Raw genomic sequence first — 20,254 nt, 5'->3', positions numbered from 1 at the left:
CGTCCGGGCTGCGCTGGCCGTGTGCAAGCCGAGCAGGGCGGAGCCGGGTAGACATCGCGCCGACACCTCCGCCGCATGAGACCGCATCTCGCTGACGAGCCCACGTCAGCGTGACGCCGAAATGTCAGCGAGATGCTTTCTCGCGGAGGACAACGCCGCGCGCGAGCAGAACGGGACCCCGGATGCCGGGACCCTCGTCCTCAGCCGCCGTACAGGCCGTACGAGGTGGTGCCGTAACCCACGATCGCGAGCCAGAACGCGGCGGAGAGCGTCAGCCCCGCGAGGAGGGCGATCGCGAGCTCGCCCGCCCTTCGCCGCTGGCCGATCGCGAAGGCCACACCGAACGCGACGAGCGGGAACACGATGGGAAGGATGTACACGAACCAGCCCAGACCGTTGAGCCCCAGGGGGCCGTTGACCTGCTGGATCAGCAGCGCGACCGAGCTCCACACGACGTACGCGTAGAACAGGCCGAAGAGTCCCGCGATCGTGACGAGAAGCCACGTCGGCAGGTGGCGGGTGCGAACGGGAGTGCTCATGCGAAGGCTCCCAACGACAGGAACGGCCAGGGAACGAGAAGCACGATCCCCACGATCAGCAGCAGGAAGCGCTGCCACGTGCGCCAGCTGCGCGTGAGAGCGAGCACGGCGACGAACCACACGACCGGGGCGAGCGCCGCGCCGATCGTCAGGGCGATCACCGTCACCGACGGAATGGGAAGACCGAGGCCGTTCAGCCGCAGTCCCGCGAGAAGCCAGCCGATCGCGAAGAGCAGGAACGTCGCCGCCACCATGCCGATCCCCACGAGACCCACGTTTCCGAGGGGCGCCGCGTGGGCGGCATCCGGGTCCTCATCGTCGACGTCGTCGACCGCGACCGGCTCGGAGCGGACGGGCTCGGGATGCCGGGTGACCGGCGCCGCGGCAGGCTGCAGGGGCTCGATCGGCTCGGCCTCGACCTCGCCGCCGGGGACGGGGGTCGGCGCGTGCTTCTCGCCGACGTCGAGGGTGGGGTCGTCGTCACCGCCCCAGGACAGGGCGTCGTCATCGCGCGGAGTGCTCACGGCTCCACGGTAGCGGCGCTCCCCCGCCGCCGGGCCGCGCCCCGCCGAAACGTCGAACGCCCCGGAACCGCGAGGTTCCGGGGCGTTCGACGAGAGGATCAGCGCGCGGCGGAACCCTCGACGTAGTCGGTGTCCTGCTGCTTCCACGCGAAGAGGCCGCGCAGCTCCTTGCCGGTCGCCTCGATGGGGTGACCCTGCTCCTTCTCGCGGAGCTCGAGGAACTCGGGGGCGCCCTTGTCCTGGTCGGCGATGAAGCGCTCAGCGAAGGCACCCGACTGGATGTCGCTGAGGACGGCCTTCATGCTGGCCTTGACATCGGACGAGATGACGCGGGGACCCGAGACGTAGTCGCCGTACTCGGCGGTGTCGGAGATCGACCAGCGCTGCTTGGCGATGCCGCCCTCCCACATGAGGTCGACGATGAGCTTGAGCTCGTGCAGCACCTCGAAGTACGCGATCTGCGGCTGGTAGCCCGCCTCGACGAGGGTCTCGAAGCCGGCCTGCACGAGGTGGCTCATTCCGCCGCAGAGCACGGCCTGCTCGCCGAACAGGTCGGTCTCGGTCTCTTCGGTGAAGGTCGTCTTGATGACGCCGGCGCGGGTGCCGCCGATGGCCTTGGCGTACGACAGGGCGGTGTCCCAGGCCGAGCCCGAGGCGTCGCGCTCGACGGCGATGATGTCGGGGATGCCGCGGCCCGCGACGTACTCGCGACGCACGGTGTGACCGGGAGCCTTGGGGGCGACGAGGATCACGTCGACACCCTCGGGGGCGTCGATGTAGCCGAAGCGGATGTTGAAGCCGTGCGCGAAGGCGAGCGTCTTGCCCTCGGTGAGCTTGTCCTTGATCGAGTCGGCGAAGATCGAACGCTGGTGCTGGTCGGGCGCCAGGATCATGATCAGGTCGGCCCACTCGGCGGCATCCGCCACGTTCTTGACCTCGAAGCCGTCTTCCTGCGCCTTGGCGGCCGACTTGGAGCCGTCCTTGAGCGCGATGACGACCTCGACACCCGAGTCGCGCAGGTTCTGCGCGTGGGCGTGACCCTGCGAGCCGTAGCCGACGATCGCGACCTTCTTGCCCTGGATGATCGAGAGGTCGGCGTCGTCGTCGTAGAAGATCTCTGCCATGAGGATGTTTCTCCTTGAATCGTGGCCCCCGCTCAGGGGCCGCTGGTGAATGGAAGAAGGGAAGATTCAGCCGCGCAGAACGCGCTCGGTGATGCTCTTGCCGCCGCGACCGACGGCGAGCAGGCCCGACTGCGCGAGCTCCTTGACACCGAAGGGCTCGATCGCTTTGAGGAAGGCGGCAACCTTGCCCGAGTCGCCCGTGATCTCGATCACGATGGCGTCGGGGGCGTAGTCGACGACCGACGCGCGGAAGAGGTTCACGACCTCGAGCACGTTGGAGCGGCTCGCGTTGTCGGCGCGCACCTTGACCAGGACGTGCTCGCGCTGGACGGAGCTGGCGGGGTCGAGCTCGACGATCTTGATGACGTTGATCAGCTTGTTCAGCTGCTTGGTCACCTGCTCGAGCGGCAGCCCCTCGACGTCGACGACGACCGTGATGCGCGAGAGACCCGGCACCTCGGTGACACCCACGGCGAGCGATTCGATGTTGAAGCCGCGGCGGGCGAACAGGCCCGCGACGCGCGTGAGCAGACCGGGCTTGTCCTCGACGAGGAGGCTCAGAACGTGGCGGGACATCTCAGTCCTCCTGCTCGTTGAAGGTGGGCGAGTGGTCGCGCGCGTACTGGACGTAGCTGTTGCTGACGCCCTGCGGGACCATCGGCCAGACCATGGCGTCGGCGCTCACGACGAAGTCGATCACGACCGGGCGGTCGTTCGTGTCGAGCGCGAGCTGGATGGCCGCGTCGATCTCGTCTTCTTTCTCGACGCGGATCGCCAGGCAGCCGTACGCCTCGGCCAGCTTGACGAAGTCGGGGATGCGGCGGGTGCCGTGTCCCGTGTTCAGGTCGGTGTTCGAGTGGCGGCCGTCGAAGAACAGCGTCTGCCACTGGCGCACCATGCCGAGCGAGGAGTTGTTGATGATCGCGACCTTGATCGGGATGTCGTTGATGACGCAGGTCGCGAGCTCCTGGTTGGTCATCTGGAAGCAGCCGTCGCCGTCGATCGCCCACACGGCGCGATCGGGCTGGGCAACCTTGGCACCCATGGCCGCGGGCACCGCGTAGCCCATGGTGCCGGCACCGCCGGAGTTGAGCCACGCGTTCGGGCGCTCGTACTTGATGAACTGCGCGGCCCACATCTGGTGTTGGCCCACGCCCGAGGCGTAGACCCCCTCGGGGCCGGTCATCTCGCCGATGCGCTGGATCACGTACTGCGGCGAGAGCAGGCCATCGGTGGTGGGCGTGTAGCCGAGCGGGAACTCCTCGCGGAGCCCGTTCAGGTAGGTCCACCACTCGGTGTAGTCGTGGGGCTGCTCGGCGTCGACGGCACGGAAGGCGGCGTCGAGGTCGACGAGCACGTCCTTCAGGTCGCCCACGATCGGCACATCGGCCGTGCGGATCTTCGAGATCTCGGCGGGGTCGATGTCGACGTGCACCACCTGCGCGTGCGGGGCGAACAGCGCCGCCTTGCCGGTCACGCGGTCGTCGAAGCGCGCGCCGAGCGAGACGATCAGGTCGCTCTCTTGCAGGGCGAGCACCGCGGGAACGGTGCCGTGCATGCCCGGCATGCCGAGGTGTTGCTCGTGCGAGTCGGGGAACGCGCCGCGCGCCATGAGCGTGGTGACCACGGGCGCACCGGTCGCTTCGGCGAGCACCTTCAGCTCGGCCGAGGCGTTCGCGCGGATCGTGCCGCCGCCTACGTACAGCACGGGCTTCTTGGCGGTGGCGAGCAGCTGGGCCGCGGCCTGGATCTGCTTGCCGTGCGCTTTGGTCACCGGGCGGTAGCCGGGGAGCTCGACCTTGGGCGGCCAGACGAACGGCGCTTCGGCCTGCTGGGCGTCCTTGGTGATGTCGACGAGCACGGGACCGGGGCGACCGGTCGAGGCGATCTCGAAGGCCGCGGCGATCGCGCCGGGGATCTCTTCGGCGGTCTTCACCAGGAACGAGTGCTTGGTGATCGGCATGGTGATGCCGACGATGTCGGCCTCCTGGAAGGCGTCCGTTCCCATGAGGGTCGAGAACACCTGGCCGGTGATGCAGACCAGCGGAACCGAGTCCATGTAGGCGTCGGCGATCGCGGTGACGAGGTTGGTCGCCCCGGGGCCCGACGTCGCGATGGCGACGCCGACCTTGCCCGAGGCGGCGGCGTAGCCCTCGGCCGCGTGACCGGCGCCCTGCTCGTGGCGCACGAGGATGTGGCGCACGTGCTCGTCGTCCATGAGCGGGTCGTAGACGGGCATGATCGCCCCGCCCGGCAGACCGAACACGTCGGTGACGCCGAGCAGGTCGAGCGAGCGGACGACCGCCTGCGCACCCGTTATCACGGGCGCCGGAGCGGTGCGGGCGGGCGGCCGGGGAATGGCTGCCGTGGAGGAATCGATGGACATGGGAGTACCTCGAGAACCGGGAGAAAGGTGAGAAGGGGGACGGCCGTCAGCCCGTGACCGCGCCCTCCGCGGCGGAGTGCACGAGCTTGGAGTACTTGGCCAGAACGCCACGGGTATAGCGCGGGGGAAGCGGTTCCCAGCCTTCGCGGCGGGAACTCAGCTCGGCGTCATCGACGATCAAGTCGAGAGTGCGAGCGGCGATATCGACCCGTATCAGATCACCATCGCGCACGAAGGCGATGGGACCTGCGTCCACCGCTTCGGGAGCTATGTGGCCGATGCACAGGCCGGTTGTGCCGCCTGAGAATCGTCCGTCCGTCAACAGTAGTACATCTTTTCCGAGGCCCGCGCCCTTGATGGCCGCGGTGATCGCGAGCATCTCGCGCATGCCCGGACCGCCCTTGGGACCCTCGTAGCGGATGACCACGACGTCGCCGGCGGCGATCTCGCCCGCCTCGAGGGCGTCCATCGCGCCGCGCTCGCGCTCGAACACGCGGGCGGGGCCTTCGAAGACGTTCCCGTCGAAGCCGGCCGACTTCACCACGGCGCCCTCAGGAGCCATCGAGCCGTGCAGGATCGTGATGCCGCCGGTCGCGTGGATCGGGTCGTTGAACGAGTGGATGACCTTGCCGTCGACCGGGTCGGGGTTCAGGTCCGCGAGGTTCTCGGCGAGGGTCTTGCCCGTGACGGTGAGCGCATCACCGTGCAGCAGACCCTCGTCGAGCATGGCCTTCATGATGACCGGGATGCCGCCGTGACGGTCGACGTCGTTCATGACGTACTGGCCGAAGGGCTTCATGTCGGCCACGTGGGGCGTGCGGTCGCCGATGCGGTTGAAGTCGTGCAGGTTGAGCTCGACCTCGGCCTCGTTCGCGATGGCGAGCAGGTGCAGCACGACGTTGGTCGAGCCGCCGAGCGCCATGGCGAGGGCGATGGCGTTCTCGAACGCCTCTTTGGTGAGGATGTCGCGCGTGGTGATGCCCTGGCGCAGGAGGTTGACCACGGCCTCGCCCGAGCGGTGGGCGAAGTAGTCGCGGCGGCGGTCGGCCGAGGGCGGGGCTGCGGAGCCGGGGAGGCTGAGGCCGAGGGCCTCGGCGACGGACGCCATGGTGTTGGCGGTGTACATGCCACCGCACGCGCCCTCACCCGGGGCGATCGCGCACTCGATGCGCTTGAGGTCGGCCTCGCTCATCTTGCCCGCGAGGCACGCGCCCACGGCCTCGAACGAGTCGATGATCGTGACGTCCTTCTCGGTGCCGTCGCTGAGCTTGACCCAGCCCGGGGCGATGGAGCCGGCGTAGAGGAAGACGCTCGAGAGGTCGAGGCGAGCGGATGCCATGAGCATGCCGGGGATCGACTTGTCGCAGCCGGCGAGCAGCACGGAGCCGTCGAGGCGCTCGGCCATCATCACGGTCTCGACGCTGTCGGCGATGACCTCGCGCGACACGAGCGAGAAGTGCATGCCCTCGTGGCCCATCGAGATGCCGTCGGAGACGGAGATCGTGCCGAACTGCAGCGGGTACCCGCCGCCGGCGTGCACGCCCTCTTTCGCGCCCTGCGCGAGGCGGTCGAGGCTGAGGTTGCAGGGCGTGATCTCGTTCCAGCTCGACGCGATGCCGATCTGGGGCTTGTCCCAATCCTCGTCACCCATGCCGACGGCGCGGAGCATTCCGCGTGACGTGGTGGCTTCGATGCCATCGGTGACGACGCGACTGCGGGGCTTGATGTCGAATTCGCCGGTGTTCGGATTCTGCGGTGCGGGCATTCTCGAAGTCTATTGCGCGGGTACGACACCCGATGCTCCGCAGGCCGTGAACGCTCGATTAATCGGCGCTCGTGAACCCCGCGCCCGGTGCCGGCCGCATCGACTTCCGCGCGAACGCGGATCGTCGAGGTGGCGTCGGGTCAGTCGACGTGCGCACGACGCAGGCGCGCCACATCCTCCAACACCGCGACGAACGCGTCGATGTCGTCCACGCGGAGCGTCGCCGCGGTGTCTCCCCCGCCCACGCGCACGCCGAGGTCACCGGCATCCAGGGAGCTCAGGGCATCTTCATCGGTGACGTCGTCGCCCGCGAACAGCACGGCCGTCGCCCCGACGCGCTCGCGCAAGCGCGCCACGGCGGAGTCCTTGCCCTCATGTCGGAACGAGAACTCGAGGATGTCGTGGCCGGTGCGACGCCGCCACGAGGGCGCTCGATCGGCGAGCATCTCGTCGACGAGAGCACGGGCGGCCCGAGCGGTCGCGGCGTCCGCGGTGCGCGTGTGGACGCCGAGACCGTACTCCTTGGGCTCGATCCAGACACCCGCCATGTCAGCCGTGCGCTCGAGGACCTCTTTCTGCAGCTCATCCCGCAGCTCGAGGTCGGCGGCGTCGTCGCCTGTCTCTTCGATCCCCGCACCGGGCACCCAGAACTGGGCGCCGTGCGAGCCCGCGAGCCAGATGGGCGAGGAGTCGTCGTGCTCGGCGATCTCGCGCAGGTGCCCGAGCGAGCGCCCCGACACCAGGGCGACGACCGTGCGCGGAAGCACCGCGAGGGCGTCGACCGCGGCCCGCGCACCCGGGGTCATCCGCGCCGACATCGGCTCGTCGACGAGCGGCGAGAGCGTGCCGTCGAAATCGAGGGCGATGAGAAGCGTGTCGGTGGTGGCGACGGCCTCGACCGTCGCGTCTGCGGCGGTCACTCGGCATCCGTTTCGTCGATGGGCTCGCGCTCGGGGACCGAACCGTCGTCGTGTTCGACCACCTCGGCGGCGGCGGCGCTCGACGATTTCTCGTGGAAGACCGAGAGCGCATCGAGGAACTCCCGCGACCAGTCCTCGACGTCGTGATCGCGCACGCGTTTGCGCAGGGCCCGCATGCGGCGGCCCTGCTCGGCGGCGGGCATGTCGATCGCGCGCAGGATCTGGTCCTTCAGCCCGTCGATGTCGTGCGGGTTGATGAGCAGGGCGCTGCCCATCTCGTCGGCGGCTCCCGCGAACTCGCTCAGCACGAGCACGCCGCGGTTGTCGATGCGGCTGGCGACGTACTCCTTGGCGACGAGGTTCATGCCGTCGCGGAGCGCGGTGACGAGCATGACGTCGGCAGCGAGGAAGAGGGCGACCATCTCTTCGCGCGGGTACGACTGGTGCAGGTAGCGGATGGCCGTGTGCGTGGTGGTGTCGTAATCGCCGTTGATGCGCCCGACGGTCATCTCGATCTCGTCGCGCAGCTGCACGTAGGCGTCGACGCGCTCGCGGCTCGGGCTCGCCACCTGCACGAGGGTGGCGTCCTCGACGGTGGCACGGCCGTCTTCGAGCAGTTCACCCCACGCTTTCAGGCGGTGGCGGATGCCCTTGGTGTAGTCGAGGCGGTCGACGCCCAGGAGGATCTTGCGCGGATTGCCGAGCCCCTCGCGGATCTCTTTGGCGCGCTGCTGGATCTCGGGCTTCTGCGCGAGCTCGATGTACGACTCGGCGTCGATCGAGATGGGGAACGCCTTCGCAAGGGCGACGCGCGTGCCGCCCTGGGAGTCGGGCACCAGGATGCCGCTGGCCTTGGTCTCGTACCGCAGCTGTCGCCGCACGGCCCGGGCGAAGTTGCCGGCGTCGGCCACCCGCTGGAATCCGATGACGTCGGCGCCGAGAAGTCCCTCGAGCACCTGCTTGCGCCAGGGCAGCTGCGAGTACAGGCCGTAGGCCGGGAACGGGATGTGGTGGAAGTACCCGATCGTGAGGTCGGGGCGCAGCTCGCGCAGCAGTTTGGGGACGAGCTGGAGCTGGTAGTCCTGCACCCACACGATGCCGCCCTCGGCGGTCACGTCGGCGGCGGCGCGGGCGAAGCGTTCGTTCACCTTCACGTAGGCGTCCCACCACGCGCGCTTGTACGTCGGCGCGGCGATGACGTCGTGGTAGAGCGGCCAGATGGTGTCGTTCGAGAAGCCCTCGTAGTAGAGCTGCACGTCGGACGCCGACAGGGTCACGGGAACGAGGTGCGTGCCCTCGAAGTCGAAGGGGTCGACGGTGGCATCGGCTTGACCGGCCCATCCGACCCAGGCGCCTTCGGCGCGACGCATGACGGGTTCGAGAGCGGTGACGAGACCGCCGGGTGAGCGTCGCCACCCCTCGCCGTCGGGGGTGCGATCGACGGGCAGTCGGTTGGCGACGACGACGAAATCGGCCTGGGTCACAGGTCCTCCTCGGGGATCGTCCTCAGGCTAACAGCGGGCCCGATCCGCGCACGGGGGTGGACGGGATGCGATACGTGCGTTCTCGCGCTCGGTCCGGTCGCGCTTCGCTGTCAAGGTGCGGCGCCGGATCACACCGCTCGATAGGTTGGGCTCATGCGGCAGTACATCTTCGGAACCGGTCTTCTCAGCGCCATCACCGGCGGCGTCACGCTCCTGCGCGGTCTCAAGAACGACGAGCCGTTCACCTGGCGCACGGCGCTGGCGTGGCTGAGCTGGGGCATCACTCTCGCGCTCGCGATCGGCGCGGTCGTCGACACGCGCCGCGCACGTCGGGGTCGCGTGATCTCGGGGGACTCCCCCGTCTCGAAGAAGCAGGAGAAGCTGTTCAAGAAGCGTCTCGCGCGCTGACCCACGGAGACCTCACGGATGCCGCGGCCTCGAGGTCGCGGCATCCGTTCGTTTCGGGCCGACCCTACCGGGTGAGGATCAACGCGTCACCCTGACCGCCGCCACCGCAGAGCGCCACCGCGGCCGTCCCGCGGCCGCGACGGACGAGTTCGTGCACCGCGTGGACGACGAGACGGTTGCCCGAGGCGCCGATGGGGTGCCCGATCGCGATGCCGCCGCCGTGCGGGTTGACGACCTCGTCGGAAACGCCCAGCTTGGCCTGCGACCGCGCGACCACGGCGCCGAAGGCCTCGTTGATCTCGATGAGGTCGAGGTCGGATGCCGCGATGCCCTGCTTCTCGAGCGCTTTCGCGATCGCGCGGGCGGGCTGGGCGTGCAGGGAGTTGTCGGGGCCGGCGACCTGACCTGCGGCCCCGACTACGGCGAGCACGTCCCACCCGCGCTCGTCGGCGATCGCGCGGGTGGTGACGACCACCGCGGAGGCGCCGTCGGAGATCTGCGAGGCGTTTCCCGCGGTGATCGAGCCGCCCTCGGCGAAGGCGGGACGCAGCTTCGCGAGCGTCTCGACCGTCGTGTCGGCGCGGATGCCCTCGTCGGCCGAGACGACCACGGGGTCGCCCTTCCGCTGCGGGATCGACACCGGGACGATCTCGGCGTCGAAGATCCCGTCCGCCTGCGCGGCGGCGGCGCGCTGGTGGGAGCGGGCGGCCACGGCATCCTGAGCTTCGCGCGTGACCTCGTACCGGGCGTTCGCGCGCTCGGTCGAGGCGCCCATGCTCTCGCGGTCGTACGCGTCGGTGAGGCCGTCGTACGCCATGTGGTCGAGCACCTCGACGGAGCCGTAGGCGTAGCCGTCGCGCGAGTTCATCAGCAGGTGCGGGGCACGGGTCATCGACTCCATGCCCGCGGCGACGACCACCGTCGCGTCTCCCAGGCGCAGCATGCGTGCCGCGTCGATGATCGCGGTGAGACCCGACAGGCAGACCTTGTTGATGGTGGCGGAGTGCACGTCCCAACCGATGCCCGCTTCGATCGCGGCCTGGCGCGCGGCGTTCTGCCCCGCTCCGGCCTGCAGCACTTGGCCCACGAGCACCGCATCGACGGCGTCGGCGGGGATGCCGCCGTGCTCGAGCGCCCCGCGGATGGCGGCCGCCCCGAGCTGCACGGCGGTTAACGGGGCGAGCTGCCCCTTCAGTCGGCCCTGCGGGGTGCGGGCGGCGGCGACGATGACGACGTCTTTCTGTGCGTTCATGCGTGCTGCTCCTCAGCGAGTCGGACGGTCAGCTCGGGCTCGGTGGCGGCCCGCACCTCGTCGACGCTCACCCCGGGGGCGAGCTCGACGAGCACGAGTCCATCCTCCGTCACATCGATCACGGCGAGGTCGGTGATGATCCGGTCGACGACGCCGCGGCCGGTGAGCGGCAACGAGCACTCGTCGACGATCTTCGGTGAGCCGTCGCGGGCGACGTGCTCCATGAGCACGATCACGCGGGCGGCGCCGTGGACGAGGTCCATCGCTCCCCCGGGGCCCTTGACCATCTTTCCGGGGATCATCCAGTTCGCCAGATCTCCGGATGCCGACACCTGCATCGCCCCGAGGATGGCGGCGTCGATCTTGCCCCCGCGGATCATCCCGAAGCTCAGGGCCGAGTCGAAGAACGCCGACCCCGGGAGGGTGGTCACGGTCTCTTTGCCGGCGTTGATGAGGTCGGCGTCCACCGCGTCCTCGGTCGGGTAGGGACCGACGCCGAGGATGCCGTTCTCGGACTGCAGCACGACCGTGACCGCGTCGGGCACGTAGTTGGGCACGAGGGTCGGCAGGCCGATGCCGAGGTTGACGTACGAGCCGTCGGCGAGCTCGCGGGCGGCGCGGGCGGCCATCTCGGTGCGGGACAGAACCATCAGCGGGTCTCCTCACTCACGGTGCGCTTCTCGATGCGCTTGGGGACGTCGGGGCCGACCTCGACGATGCGGTGGACGTACACGCCGGGGAGGTGAACGGCGTCCGGGTCGAGGTCACCGGGCTCGACGAGGTGCTCGACCTGCACGATGCAGGTGCGGCCGGCCATCGCGGCGAGGGGGTTGAAGGCGCGCGCGGCCTTTCGGAACACGAGGTTGCCGTGCCGGTCGCCCGTGTGGGCGTGCACGAGTGAGAAGTCGGTGGTGATGGCCTCTTCGAGCACGAACTCGCGCTGCTCGCCGTTCACCTCGAAGGTGCGGACGTCCTTGACCGGGGAGGCGACGGCGATGCCGCCGGCCCCGTCGTAGCGACGCGGCAGTCCGCCCTCGGCGACCTGGGTGCCGACACCGGTCTGGGTGTAGAAGGCCGCGATGCCCGAGCCGCCGGCCCGCATCTTCTCGGCGAGGGTGCCCTGCGGGGTGAGCTCGAGCTCGAGTTCGCCCGAGAGGAACTGCCGCTCGAACTCCTTGTTCTCTCCGACGTACGACGAGGTCATCTTGCGGATGCGACCGGCGCCGAGCAGGATGCCGAGCCCCCAGTCGTCGACGCCGCAGTTGTTCGACACGACCGACAGGTCGCGGGTCCCCTGGGCGAGAAGGGCCTCGATGAGGGCGATGGGGTTGCCGGACAGGCCGAACCCGCCGACGGCGAGAGACGCTCCGTCGGTGATGTCGGCGACGGCCTCGGCGGCCGAGGCGACGGTCTTGTCGATCACGCGAACTCCTTCGTTTCGTCCTCCTACGGTGCGCTGTTCGGGCCCGCCGAGTCGACCGCGCTCTTGTCATGTGGATGACGTGGGGCTTAGCGTCCACATCGTGGACACTGCATCGCGATCCGTTCCCGGCGCCCAGGCCATCTCGCGGGCGGCACGGCTCTTGCGCCTCGTGACGGCCGCGGGCGAGACCGGCGCGTCGGTCGGCGACCTCGCGCGCGACGCCGATCTCACGCGACCGACCGCGCACCGCCTCCTCAGCGCGCTTCGCGCCGAGGGGCTCGTCGACCGCGACGAGCCGACCGGTCACTGGCTACCGGGGCCGGAGCTCTATCTGATGGGGAGTGTGGCGGCATCCCGATTCGACATCACCTCGACCGCGCGCGACATCGTGCGCTCCCTGGCGGTCCGAACCGAGGAGAGCGCGTTCCTGTCGGTACGGCGGGGCGACGAGACGGTGTGCCTGGTGCGCGAGGACGGGAGCTTCCCGATCCGCTCGTTCGTGCTGTCGGAGGGGGTGCGCTTTCCCCTCGGGGTGGCCTCGGCGGGGTTGGCGATCCTGGCGTTCCTGCCGTCGAGCGAGGTGGATGCGTATCTCGAGCGGCATCCGGAACTTCCCGAGAAGTGGGGGGCGTCGCACTCCCCCACCCGTCTGCGCGGGCGGATCCGCGACACGCAGGCACGTGGATACGCGGTGAATCCGGGGCTCATCGTGGAGGGGAGCTACGGGCTCGGCGCGGCCGTATTCACGCGCGCGGGCGACCCGCAGTGGGCTCTCAGCCTGACCGGGGTGGAGTTCCGCTTCGGCGGCGAGCGCCTCGCGGAGCTCGGACGGATCCTTCTCGCGCACGCGCACCAGTTGTCGACGCGCATCGCGTCTCGCTGAATCCGTCGAAATAGATACCCACGGTATATACCGGGGGTATACTTCCGCATATGACCCGCCACGACGACCTGCAGACGCTTCTGCTCGCGGTGCACGCCCTCACCCGCGTCGCGGCTCTCGACACCCAGACCGACGCCCCCGCCGCGCAGTGGCGCACGCTGACTCTCCTGCGCGACCACGGCCCCCAGCGCCTCGGCGACCTCGCGACCCTCAGCCGCGTGACACAGCCCGGCATGACCCGACTCGTCCACCAGATGGACGCCGCGGGACTCGTCGAGCGCCGCCGCCTGCCCGACGACTCGCGCGTCAGCGTGATCGCCGCCACGGCGAAGGGCCTCGACGCGCTGGCCGGGTGGTACGAGCAGTTCCGCGCGGCCCTTGCGCCGCACGTGGCCGACCTCTCCGAGAAGGAGTGGGATGCCGTGAGCGTCGCCGCCTCCGCGCTCTCACTGCGCGTGGGAATGGCGCCGACTCCCGCGGGTCGAAACGAAACCCTTGACGATCGAACCCCCGACGACGATGGCGCCGCCGACCCCACCGAAGACCGCGGAGTCCCCACGGAATCCGCAGAAGAACAGGAGGTGGTCCGGTGAGTGCCGGAACCGCAGCAGTCCGCAAGGCGCCCAGCGTCTGGAAACAGCCCGCGCAGGTCTGGGCCGTCGCCTTCGCGTGCGTCGTCGCCTTCATGGGCATCGGTCTCGTCGACCCGATCCTCCCCGCCATCGCGGACTCCCTGAAGGCCACCCCGGTCGAGACGGAGCTGCTGTTCACCAGCTACCTCGTCGTGACCGGCCTGGCGATGCTCATTACCAGCTGGATCTCGAGCCGCATCGGCGCCAAGGCGACCCTGCTCGTCGGTCTCGGTTTGATCGTCGTGTTCGCCTTCTTCTGCGCCATCAGCGGCAGCGTCGACGCCGTGATCGGCTTCCGCGCCGGATGGGGTCTGGGCAACGCCCTGTTCATCTCCACCGCGCTGGCGACCATCGTGGGCGCGGCATCCGGCGGGAGCTCGGCCGCGATCATCCTCTACGAAGCCGCGCTGGGCCTCGGCATCGCCGTGGGGCCGCTGCTCGGCGGCATCCTGGGTGAGGTCAGCTGGCGCGGGCCGTTCTTCGGCGTCGTCGTCCTGATGGCGATCGCGTTCCTCGCGGTGGCGGTCCTTCTGCGCGGCCCCAAGCCCGCGCGCACCCCGCTCCCCTTCAGCGCCCCGTTCCGCGCCCTCGGCCGTCCGGCGCTCGCGATCCTCGCGGCGACCGCGCTGTTCTACAACATCGGCTTCTTCACGCTGCTCGCGTTCTCGCCGTTCCCCCTCGGGTTCGGGGCGATGGGCATCGGCCTGACCTTCTTCGGATGGGGTGTGGGCCTGGCGATCACGAGCGTCTGGGTCGCCCCTCTGCTGTTGCGCCGCCTGCGGCTGACGACGGTTCTGCTGATCGCCCTGCCTCTGCTGGCCCTCGACCTGCTCGTCGCCGCGTTCATCGTGTCGTCGGCCGTCGCTCTGGTCGTGTGCATCATCGTGGGCGGTCTCGTGCTGGGCGTCGTGAACACCGCGCTGACCGAAGCGGTCATGGAAGCCACCGACCTCCCGCGCTCGGTCGCGTCGTCGGCCTACTCGGCCGTGCGCTTCCTGGGCGGGGCGGTCGCTCCCCCGCTCGCCGCGCTGCTCTGGCACGCGTACGGCGCCGGAGTGCCCTACGTGATGGCCGCGGTGTCGGTCGTGATCGCCGCCGCCTGCATCCTGTTCGGCCGGCGTCTGCTCGCACACGTCGACGGAGCACACCCGGATGCCGCTGACGAGGGCGCAGCTGTTCTCGTGGGGGATGCGGCGTAAGGCGTCGGCGTCACCGCTCCTCGCGCCGGGTGCCGGCAGGACGAACCGTTCGGATCGTCGTGTCGGCGCCCGGCGCTTTCGCGTGGGTGGGCGTTACGTGCTCGATTTCGCCCTCGACCGGCGGTTCCTCCTGATGTCGGAGGTCCTCGATACCGTGCTCGTATGACGAGCCCGACCCCCGCATCGCACCGGTCGACACCGGATGCTGCGCTCGTGCCCGCCGTGTTCCTGGCGTCTCCCCCGAGCGACGACGAGCTCCAGGCCTGGGCCGATGAGATCCGCGCGATCGAAGAGGGACAGTCCGAGCCGGACTGGAACGAGCTGTTCTCCGACGACAGCACTCCGTGGCCGGTGAGCCACGACCTCGACTCCCCCGGCGAGGACGCCGCTGCGGTTTCCGAGTCCGAAGCCGACGCTCGTCCCATCGACCTCGTGCACACCCTCGTCGCGGTCGCCGTCCGCCGTCGCCAGCACACCGCCGAGGAATACCGGCTCATGACGCTGATCCTCGACCGCGCCGTTGCCGATCCCGACCCGTGGGTCGGTCCCGATCCCACCCTGGATCACGCGTGGGAGGACTCTCGCGGGCGGTCAGTGGCCGCCGTGCGGCGCGACCGTGCCGACCTCGCGGAGCGCGCCGCCGCCGCAGAGATCGCCGTTCACCTGCGTCTGGCCGAGCAGACGGTCCGCACGCGGGTCGGCCACGCCCGGACGCTGCAGGCACGGTGCGGCCTGGCCTGGCGGGCGTTCCTCGACGGACGGATCTCCGAGAGCCACGCGATCAGGATCGCCCGGCTCGCCGGCTCCCTCCCCGATGACCGCGAGGCCTGGACCGCGTTCGACACCGGCGCCACCGAGCGCGCCGAGCGCGCCGAGCGTCTGACGCCGTCGAGTTTCGACACCGCCGCTCGCGCGCTACGCGAGAAGGTCCACGCCGAGTCGATCGAGGAGCGGCATCGCCGCGCGGCCCTCGACCGCGGGGTGTGGCTGACCGCCGAGCTCGATGGCATGGCGACACTGACAGCCTTGCTTCCGGCCGACAGGGCGCACGCCGCCATGACACGCCTGGACCGCGCCGCGCGGCATCTGGCGACGGCAGACGGCGAAGAGCGCACGCTGGCGCAACTGAGAGCCGATGCGGTAGCGGATCTGCTCGCGGGTGGATCGGTCGCGGAGCGTCCCGCGGCGGCGCCGGCTCCCACAGCAGGGGACTCGAAGGCGTCCGGCTCCGGCCGCCCCACCGTCGTCGTGACCGTTCCCTCCCTCACCCTCCTCGGCCGCGACGACACCCCAGCCACCGTCGACGGGTACGGCCCGATCGATCTCGACACGGCACGAAGACTCGCAGGAGGGGCGTCGTCGTGGATCCGCGTTCTCACCCACCCGGTCACGGGGGTTCCGCTCGCCCTCGATCGCACCAGATACCGAGTGACGACCGCACTCCGGCGCTGGCTCGGCGTCACCTCGCCGACGTGCGTCTTCCCGGGGTGCGCCCGCCCCGCCCGCGACTGCGACATCCATCACCTCACCGCGTGGGCCGACGGCGGGGCCACCGACCACGACAACCTCGAACCCGAGTGCCGCCACCACCACCGCCTCCGCCACGAGACGAAATGGGAACCGCTCAAAAACCCCGGCGATGTCGACCTGAGGTGGCGCTCACCCCTGGGTCACGAGATCGAGGTGGATCCGCCGCCGTTCTGATCTTTGGCGGCGCCGACCTGGCGCTCCTCTCGCACCCGTTCCCCCAGCGTGTCCCACAGCTGATCGAACCGGGCGTTCCACGGTGTCGCGAACACCCCGTCCTTCCAGCGCTGGTGCACGACGTCGAGGGTGACCCACTCGGCATCCTGGACCTCATCCGGATCCGGCACGGGCGCGGGCTCCCCGTCGACACGGCCGACCCAGAGGTCGAACAGGGCTCTTTCTTCGACGACGCGACCCACCAAGACCAGGTCGTCGGGGGCCAGCACCATCCCCGTCTCTTCCGCGAGTTCCCGGACGGCGCCGGTGCGGCTGGTCTCTCCGCGCAATGCGCTGCCGGCGGGGAACTCCCACGCCAAGGGGTAGTCCTTGCCCGCGGCGCGCAGGCTCATCAGCACGCGGCCGGTGGACGACACCAGACAGACGGATGCCACGACGTGGAACAACCCGGCCGGCACAGGGCCGTCCCCGCGCCGGTGGAGGGTTCCGGTCGGTGTGCCCTGGATGTCGGTGACATCCCACATCTCGTCGTCGGCCATGGAAACCTCCCGGGTCACGCGCCGCCGTTGGAGACGGGGCTGGTCCCATCATGCCGAGTGCCATCGAGGAGGCGGAGGGATTGCGCAGAAACTCTGATCTGCGAAACGAAAATCCCCTCCACACCACACGGGCGGGAGGGGACTTTCTGTGCTGGTGCACCCCCTGGGACTTGAACCCAGAACCCACTGATTAAGAGTCAGTTGCTCTGCCGATTGAGCTAGAGGTGCGTTCCGTTCGGCCGGAGTTTCGCTCTCCGCGCCGAGGAATGACACTACCAGGCGTGACTCGGGCACGCCAAATCGAGCCAGGATCGACCGTTATCCTGGAGCCGTGTCCCGCATCGAAGAGCCCGCCGCGCCCGCCGCGGACCTGACCGACGATCTCGCACTCGCCCTCCGCCTGGCTGACGCTGCCGACGCCGTGGCGATGGAACGCTTCGACTCTGCCGACCTCCGGATCGACACGAAGCCCGACCGCACGCACGTGACCGAGGCCGACCTGGCGACGGAGCGCGCGATTCGCGGAATCCTCGACGCGGAGCGCCCGGGCGACTCCGTGCTCGGCGAGGAATACGGCACGTCGGGTGACACGTCCCGCCGCTGGGTCATCGATCCGATCGACGGGACCCACAACTACATGCGCGGCATTCCGGTCTGGGCGACGCTCATCGCCCTGACCGTCGACGGCGTCCCCCGGGTGGGCGTCGTGAGCCAGCCCGCGATCGGTCGCCGCTGGTGGGCCGCAACGGGCCAGGGCGCGTGGACGACGACCGCCGACGGTGACATCCGACGCATTCACGTGTCCGGGGTCGACGAGGTTTCGGCATCCAGCATCAGCTTCCAGAGCATCGAGCAGTGGGATGACGTCGACCTCGTCCCCACTCTCGAGAAGCTCACGCGCGCTGTCTGGCGCGATCGCGCCTACGGGGATGCGCTCCCTTACATGTGGTTGGCCGAGGGCCGTCTCGAGCTCGTGGCCGAGTTCGGGGTGAAGGAGTACGACATCGCGGCGATCGCCCCCATCGTGCGCGAGGCCGGTGGACGTTTCACGGCGTTCGACGGGACCGACCGTCTCGATGCCGGTTCTTCCCTCGCGACGAACGGCCTGCTGCACGACGACTTCTTCGCTCTGCTGCACGAGGACGGTGCCCGATGACACGCGCCCGCCTCGCTCTCCTCGCCGCCGGCGGCGCCATCGTCGCAACGGCTCTCGCCGGGTGCACGTCGACCCCTGACGCCGCCCCGAGCGTCGCGGCCAGCGCCACGACGACCGATGCACCCGCTCCCGACGCCGGTGCCAGCGCGACTCCCACGACGGACCCGATCACCCCGACCTGCGAGAACATCATTCCGACCGCCACCGTCGACGACTTCAAGAGCCTCGGGTGGACCTACCAGGAGGAGCCGTTCCGGATCGGCGCGACGGCGCTTGACGATGGCATCCAGTGCAAGTGGGGCGATGCCAAGGTGGCATCCGACCGCGTGCAGATCTTCGGGTGGGCTCCCATCGACGACGCGACGGCGCAGCAGGCCGAGAAGGACCTCGTCGCTTCGGGGTGGAAGCTCGAGCGCGACGGCACGGGCGATTATGTCACCGAGAACCCCGATTGGCTCGGCGGGCGCGGTGCCGACGGCTACGGTCTGACGTACCTGTTCGGCGACGGGTGGGTGAAGTTCGCGGATACCCGCCAGAGTCTGCTCCTCGTCGAGACGCCTCAGTAGGGCGCCGCAGGCGCGGGCGTCTCGCTCACCGGTACGGATTCACCGCCGCGGCATCCCGGCCGGCGGCGAAGCCCCCGCCCCACCTGACTCGCTCACCGGTACGGATTCACCGCCGCGGCATCCCGGCCGGCAGCGAAGCCCTCGTCCCACGCGTCTCCGCGCGCCTCGAGACCACGCCATCGTTCGTCGACCTGCAGGATCCGTTGTGCGAACGCGACCCAGTCGCTCCACCCGCCCTCGACCGGGGCGTCGCCGCCTCTCCCCTCGGCCCGCCACCGCGCCGAATCGGGAACGGCGTCGAGGTGGAAGGGACCGACATCGATGCGGATGTGACGCGGATCGGGCATTCCCCGACGCTAGCTGGTTCACTGGGACGCATGGGATTCCTGGATCGCCTGTTCGGCAAGAACGTGCCGGCCCCGCAGGCCGCTCCCCTCGCGTCCGATCCTAATCTCGCAGAGCTCAGACGGACAGCTCAGGATGCCGTCATCCCCGGCTTCCGCGACTTCGATGAGGTCGTGCAGCAGGTGCAGGACGTCCACGAGCTCGACGATGCCGCAACCGCCGAGGCCGTGGTGCGCGAGGTCTGGGCCGAGCGCCGCCGCGTCGAGCAGGGGTGGCCGTCCGTCACGGAAGGCGACCGCCTGCGCACGGCGTTCGCGATCCTCGAGGCACGCGGCTTCGTCGCCCGCGCCGACTTCACCTGCTGCAATACGTGCGGAACCGCTGAGATCGACGACGAGCGCACGCCCGCGCCGAGCGACGAGACGGGTGCACCGCAGTTCCGCGAGTGGGCCTACACCTTCTTCCACCAGCAGGACGCCGAGCGACTCGCCGAGGAGCCCGCACATCTGTTCCTCACGTTCAGCGCCTTCGCACCCCTGCGCGATCTCGACCCCGGGCTTCTCGCGGCGGCCGACGTCGGCGACGAGGCCGCGCGCAGCGAGGTCTGGCGACAGACCGATGCCCGCGTCGGCCGGATCGTCGCCGATGCTCTCGCCGAAGCCGGCCTGCCGGTGGAGTGGGACGGCGACCCCGCGCACCGCATCGTCATCCCGCTCCCCCAGTGGCGTAACCGCCTTCCCGGCACCGCCCCCGCGACCGCGTAGGCGCGGCACGGCACAACGCACACGGCACAGCGCGCACAGAACAACGCGCACGGGCATGCCGTCCCGACAACGTAGGCTCGACCCTCGTGGCTATCGGCTCGACCATTCACCAGTTCACCGTGCAGCTCTCCGACGTCGATCGCGGCGTCTACGACGAGCTGGCGTTGCGCGTCGCTCGGCACCCCTCGGAGACCGCTCCGTACATGCTGACGCGCGTGCTGGCCTACTGCCTCGAGTACGAGGAGGGCATCGGCTTCAGCGAGGGCGTCGCCGCGACCGACGAGCCCGCCGTGATGATCCGCGACCTCACGGGCGCCCTGGTGGCGTGGGTCGAGGTCGGAGCTCCGGATGCCGCGCGCCTGCACACCGGCAGCATGAAGGCCGAGCGCGTCGCGATCTACACGCACCGCGATCCCGACAAGGTCGCCGCCCCGTGGGCGGGAAAGCGCATCCATCGCGCTGAGGAGGTGCTCCTGCACAGCTTCGAGCCCGGCTTCGTCGAGAAGTTGTCGGATGCCATCGAACGACGCAACACCGCCACTCTGACGCGCACCGAGGGGCGCATCTATCTCGAGCTGAACGGCGTTGCCGGCGAGAGCGACATCCACACGCGCTCCGCGGGCTGATCCCGAGATGAAGAA

General features: G+C 69.7%; 22 protein-coding genes and 1 tRNA gene. 9 read left to right on the top strand and 14 right to left on the bottom strand.

The window, feature by feature from the left end; genetic code table 11:
- Window positions 1-200: 200 nt before the first annotated feature.
- From ASE56_RS13355 to ASE56_RS13320, 8 genes are all read right to left on the bottom strand, one after another.
- A complete protein-coding gene (locus ASE56_RS13355) occupies window positions 201-539 on the bottom strand; it encodes a hypothetical protein (protein ID WP_056230642.1) in 339 nt (112 codons plus the stop codon).
- A complete protein-coding gene (locus ASE56_RS13350; RefSeq protein WP_056230639.1) occupies window positions 536-1,063 on the bottom strand; it encodes a hypothetical protein in 528 nt (175 codons plus the stop codon). The genes ASE56_RS13355 and ASE56_RS13350 overlap by 4 nt, the downstream gene beginning before the upstream one ends.
- A 98-nt stretch (window positions 1,064-1,161) precedes the next feature.
- On the bottom strand, window positions 1,162-2,187 hold the full coding sequence (ilvC, locus tag ASE56_RS13345; protein WP_056230637.1) for a ketol-acid reductoisomerase: 1,026 nt from the start codon (window positions 2,185-2,187) through the stop codon (window positions 1,162-1,164).
- A gap of 66 nt (window positions 2,188-2,253) precedes the next feature.
- Window positions 2,254-2,763, bottom strand: coding sequence for an acetolactate synthase small subunit (gene ilvN / locus ASE56_RS13340; protein WP_056230635.1), 510 nt, complete (start codon window positions 2,761-2,763; stop codon window positions 2,254-2,256).
- 1 nt (window position 2,764) lies between these two features.
- Window positions 2,765-4,573 (bottom strand): acetolactate synthase large subunit, encoded by a 1,809-nt coding sequence (locus ASE56_RS13335; RefSeq protein WP_056230632.1) that lies wholly within the window; start codon window positions 4,571-4,573, stop codon window positions 2,765-2,767.
- 46 nt (window positions 4,574-4,619) lie between these two features.
- Window positions 4,620-6,338: a dihydroxy-acid dehydratase gene (gene ilvD / locus ASE56_RS13330; protein ID WP_056230630.1), complete on the bottom strand. Its 1,719-nt coding sequence runs from the start codon at window positions 6,336-6,338 to the stop codon at window positions 4,620-4,622.
- A 140-nt stretch (window positions 6,339-6,478) separates the two neighbouring features.
- Window positions 6,479-7,258, bottom strand: coding sequence for a trehalose-phosphatase (gene otsB, locus ASE56_RS13325; RefSeq protein ID WP_056230629.1), 780 nt, complete (start codon window positions 7,256-7,258; stop codon window positions 6,479-6,481).
- Entirely contained in the window at window positions 7,255-8,742 is a 1,488-nt protein-coding gene (locus tag ASE56_RS13320; RefSeq protein WP_056230627.1) for a trehalose-6-phosphate synthase, read from the bottom strand. Before ASE56_RS13320 ends, otsB begins: the two co-directional genes overlap by 4 nt.
- A 153-nt stretch (window positions 8,743-8,895) precedes the next feature.
- Between ASE56_RS13320 and ASE56_RS13315 the strand changes: the two genes are divergently transcribed.
- On the top strand, window positions 8,896-9,150 hold the full coding sequence (locus ASE56_RS13315) for a hypothetical protein (protein WP_056230625.1): 255 nt from the start codon (window positions 8,896-8,898) through the stop codon (window positions 9,148-9,150).
- A 64-nt stretch (window positions 9,151-9,214) separates the two neighbouring features.
- Here ASE56_RS13315 and ASE56_RS13310 read toward each other — a convergent pair whose 3' ends face one another.
- Genes ASE56_RS13310 through ASE56_RS13300 form a run of 3 tightly spaced genes read right to left on the bottom strand, consistent with a single transcriptional unit; the run spans window position 9,215 to window position 11,825 of the window.
- Complete coding sequence (locus tag ASE56_RS13310) at window positions 9,215-10,402, bottom strand: acetyl-CoA C-acetyltransferase (RefSeq protein ID WP_056230624.1); 1,188 nt, start codon at window positions 10,400-10,402, stop codon at window positions 9,215-9,217.
- Complete coding sequence (locus ASE56_RS13305; protein ID WP_176786394.1) at window positions 10,399-11,052, bottom strand: CoA transferase subunit B; 654 nt, start codon at window positions 11,050-11,052, stop codon at window positions 10,399-10,401. Before ASE56_RS13305 ends, ASE56_RS13310 begins: the two co-directional genes overlap by 4 nt.
- Window positions 11,052-11,825, bottom strand: a complete 774-nt coding sequence (locus ASE56_RS13300; RefSeq protein ID WP_056230623.1) for a CoA transferase subunit A — start codon at window positions 11,823-11,825, stop codon at window positions 11,052-11,054. The genes ASE56_RS13305 and ASE56_RS13300 overlap by 1 nt, the downstream gene beginning before the upstream one ends.
- Before the next feature lie 100 nt (window positions 11,826-11,925).
- Between ASE56_RS13300 and ASE56_RS13295 the strand changes: the two genes are divergently transcribed.
- From ASE56_RS13295 to ASE56_RS13280, 4 genes are all read left to right on the top strand, one after another.
- Window positions 11,926-12,708 (top strand): IclR family transcriptional regulator, encoded by a 783-nt coding sequence (locus ASE56_RS13295; protein WP_056230622.1) that lies wholly within the window; start codon window positions 11,926-11,928, stop codon window positions 12,706-12,708.
- Window positions 12,709-12,758: 50 nt separating this feature from the next.
- The gene (locus ASE56_RS13290) at window positions 12,759-13,301 is read left to right on the top strand and encodes a MarR family winged helix-turn-helix transcriptional regulator (RefSeq protein WP_082450679.1); all 543 of its coding nucleotides are present in this window, start codon (window positions 12,759-12,761) and stop codon (window positions 13,299-13,301) included.
- Window positions 13,298-14,539, top strand: a complete 1,242-nt coding sequence (locus ASE56_RS13285; protein WP_056230619.1) for an MFS transporter — start codon at window positions 13,298-13,300, stop codon at window positions 14,537-14,539. The genes ASE56_RS13290 and ASE56_RS13285 overlap by 4 nt, the downstream gene beginning before the upstream one ends.
- A 162-nt stretch (window positions 14,540-14,701) precedes the next feature.
- Window positions 14,702-16,243, top strand: coding sequence for an HNH endonuclease signature motif containing protein (locus ASE56_RS13280; RefSeq protein WP_056230617.1), 1,542 nt, complete (start codon window positions 14,702-14,704; stop codon window positions 16,241-16,243).
- On the opposite strand, the gene ASE56_RS13275 is transcribed toward ASE56_RS13280, so the two are convergent.
- Entirely contained in the window at window positions 16,210-16,782 is a 573-nt protein-coding gene (locus ASE56_RS13275) for an NUDIX domain-containing protein (RefSeq protein WP_056230615.1), read from the bottom strand. The two genes, ASE56_RS13280 and ASE56_RS13275, sit on opposite strands and share 34 nt — an antisense overlap.
- Window positions 16,783-16,934: 152 nt before the next feature.
- A tRNA-Lys gene (locus tag ASE56_RS13270) sits at window positions 16,935-17,010 on the bottom strand.
- A gap of 103 nt (window positions 17,011-17,113) precedes the next feature.
- On the opposite strand from ASE56_RS13270, the gene ASE56_RS13265 reads away from it, so the two are divergent.
- Together ASE56_RS13265 and ASE56_RS13260 are read left to right on the top strand one after the other, a co-directional pair.
- On the top strand, window positions 17,114-17,938 hold the full coding sequence (locus ASE56_RS13265; RefSeq protein WP_056230613.1) for an inositol monophosphatase family protein: 825 nt from the start codon (window positions 17,114-17,116) through the stop codon (window positions 17,936-17,938).
- Window positions 17,935-18,504 (top strand): hypothetical protein, encoded by a 570-nt coding sequence (locus tag ASE56_RS13260; RefSeq protein ID WP_056230612.1) that lies wholly within the window; start codon window positions 17,935-17,937, stop codon window positions 18,502-18,504. The genes ASE56_RS13265 and ASE56_RS13260 overlap by 4 nt, the downstream gene beginning before the upstream one ends.
- 92 nt (window positions 18,505-18,596) lie before the next feature.
- Here ASE56_RS13260 and ASE56_RS13255 read toward each other — a convergent pair whose 3' ends face one another.
- Entirely contained in the window at window positions 18,597-18,851 is a 255-nt protein-coding gene (locus tag ASE56_RS13255) for a hypothetical protein (RefSeq protein ID WP_056230610.1), read from the bottom strand.
- A gap of 30 nt (window positions 18,852-18,881) precedes the next feature.
- Here ASE56_RS13255 and ASE56_RS13250 point away from each other — a divergent pair, with 30 nt between their 5' ends.
- Together ASE56_RS13250 and ASE56_RS13245 are read left to right on the top strand one after the other, a co-directional pair.
- Window positions 18,882-19,613 carry a hypothetical protein gene (locus ASE56_RS13250; RefSeq protein ID WP_056230609.1) on the top strand — a complete coding sequence of 244 codons (732 nt, stop codon included), beginning with the start codon at window positions 18,882-18,884 and terminating at the stop codon, window positions 19,611-19,613.
- 86 nt (window positions 19,614-19,699) lie between these two features.
- Window positions 19,700-20,239 carry a YaeQ family protein gene (locus tag ASE56_RS13245; RefSeq protein ID WP_056230606.1) on the top strand — a complete coding sequence of 180 codons (540 nt, stop codon included), beginning with the start codon at window positions 19,700-19,702 and terminating at the stop codon, window positions 20,237-20,239.
- Window positions 20,240-20,254 lie beyond the last annotated feature (15 nt).

Origin of the sequence: Microbacterium sp. Leaf203 (assembly GCF_001421275.1) — a bacterium.
GTDB lineage: Bacteria > Actinomycetota > Actinomycetes > Actinomycetales > Microbacteriaceae > Microbacterium > Microbacterium testaceum_A.
The sequence above is the reverse complement of the archived record's forward strand: the minus strand, read 5'-3'. Positions and strand labels throughout refer to the sequence as shown.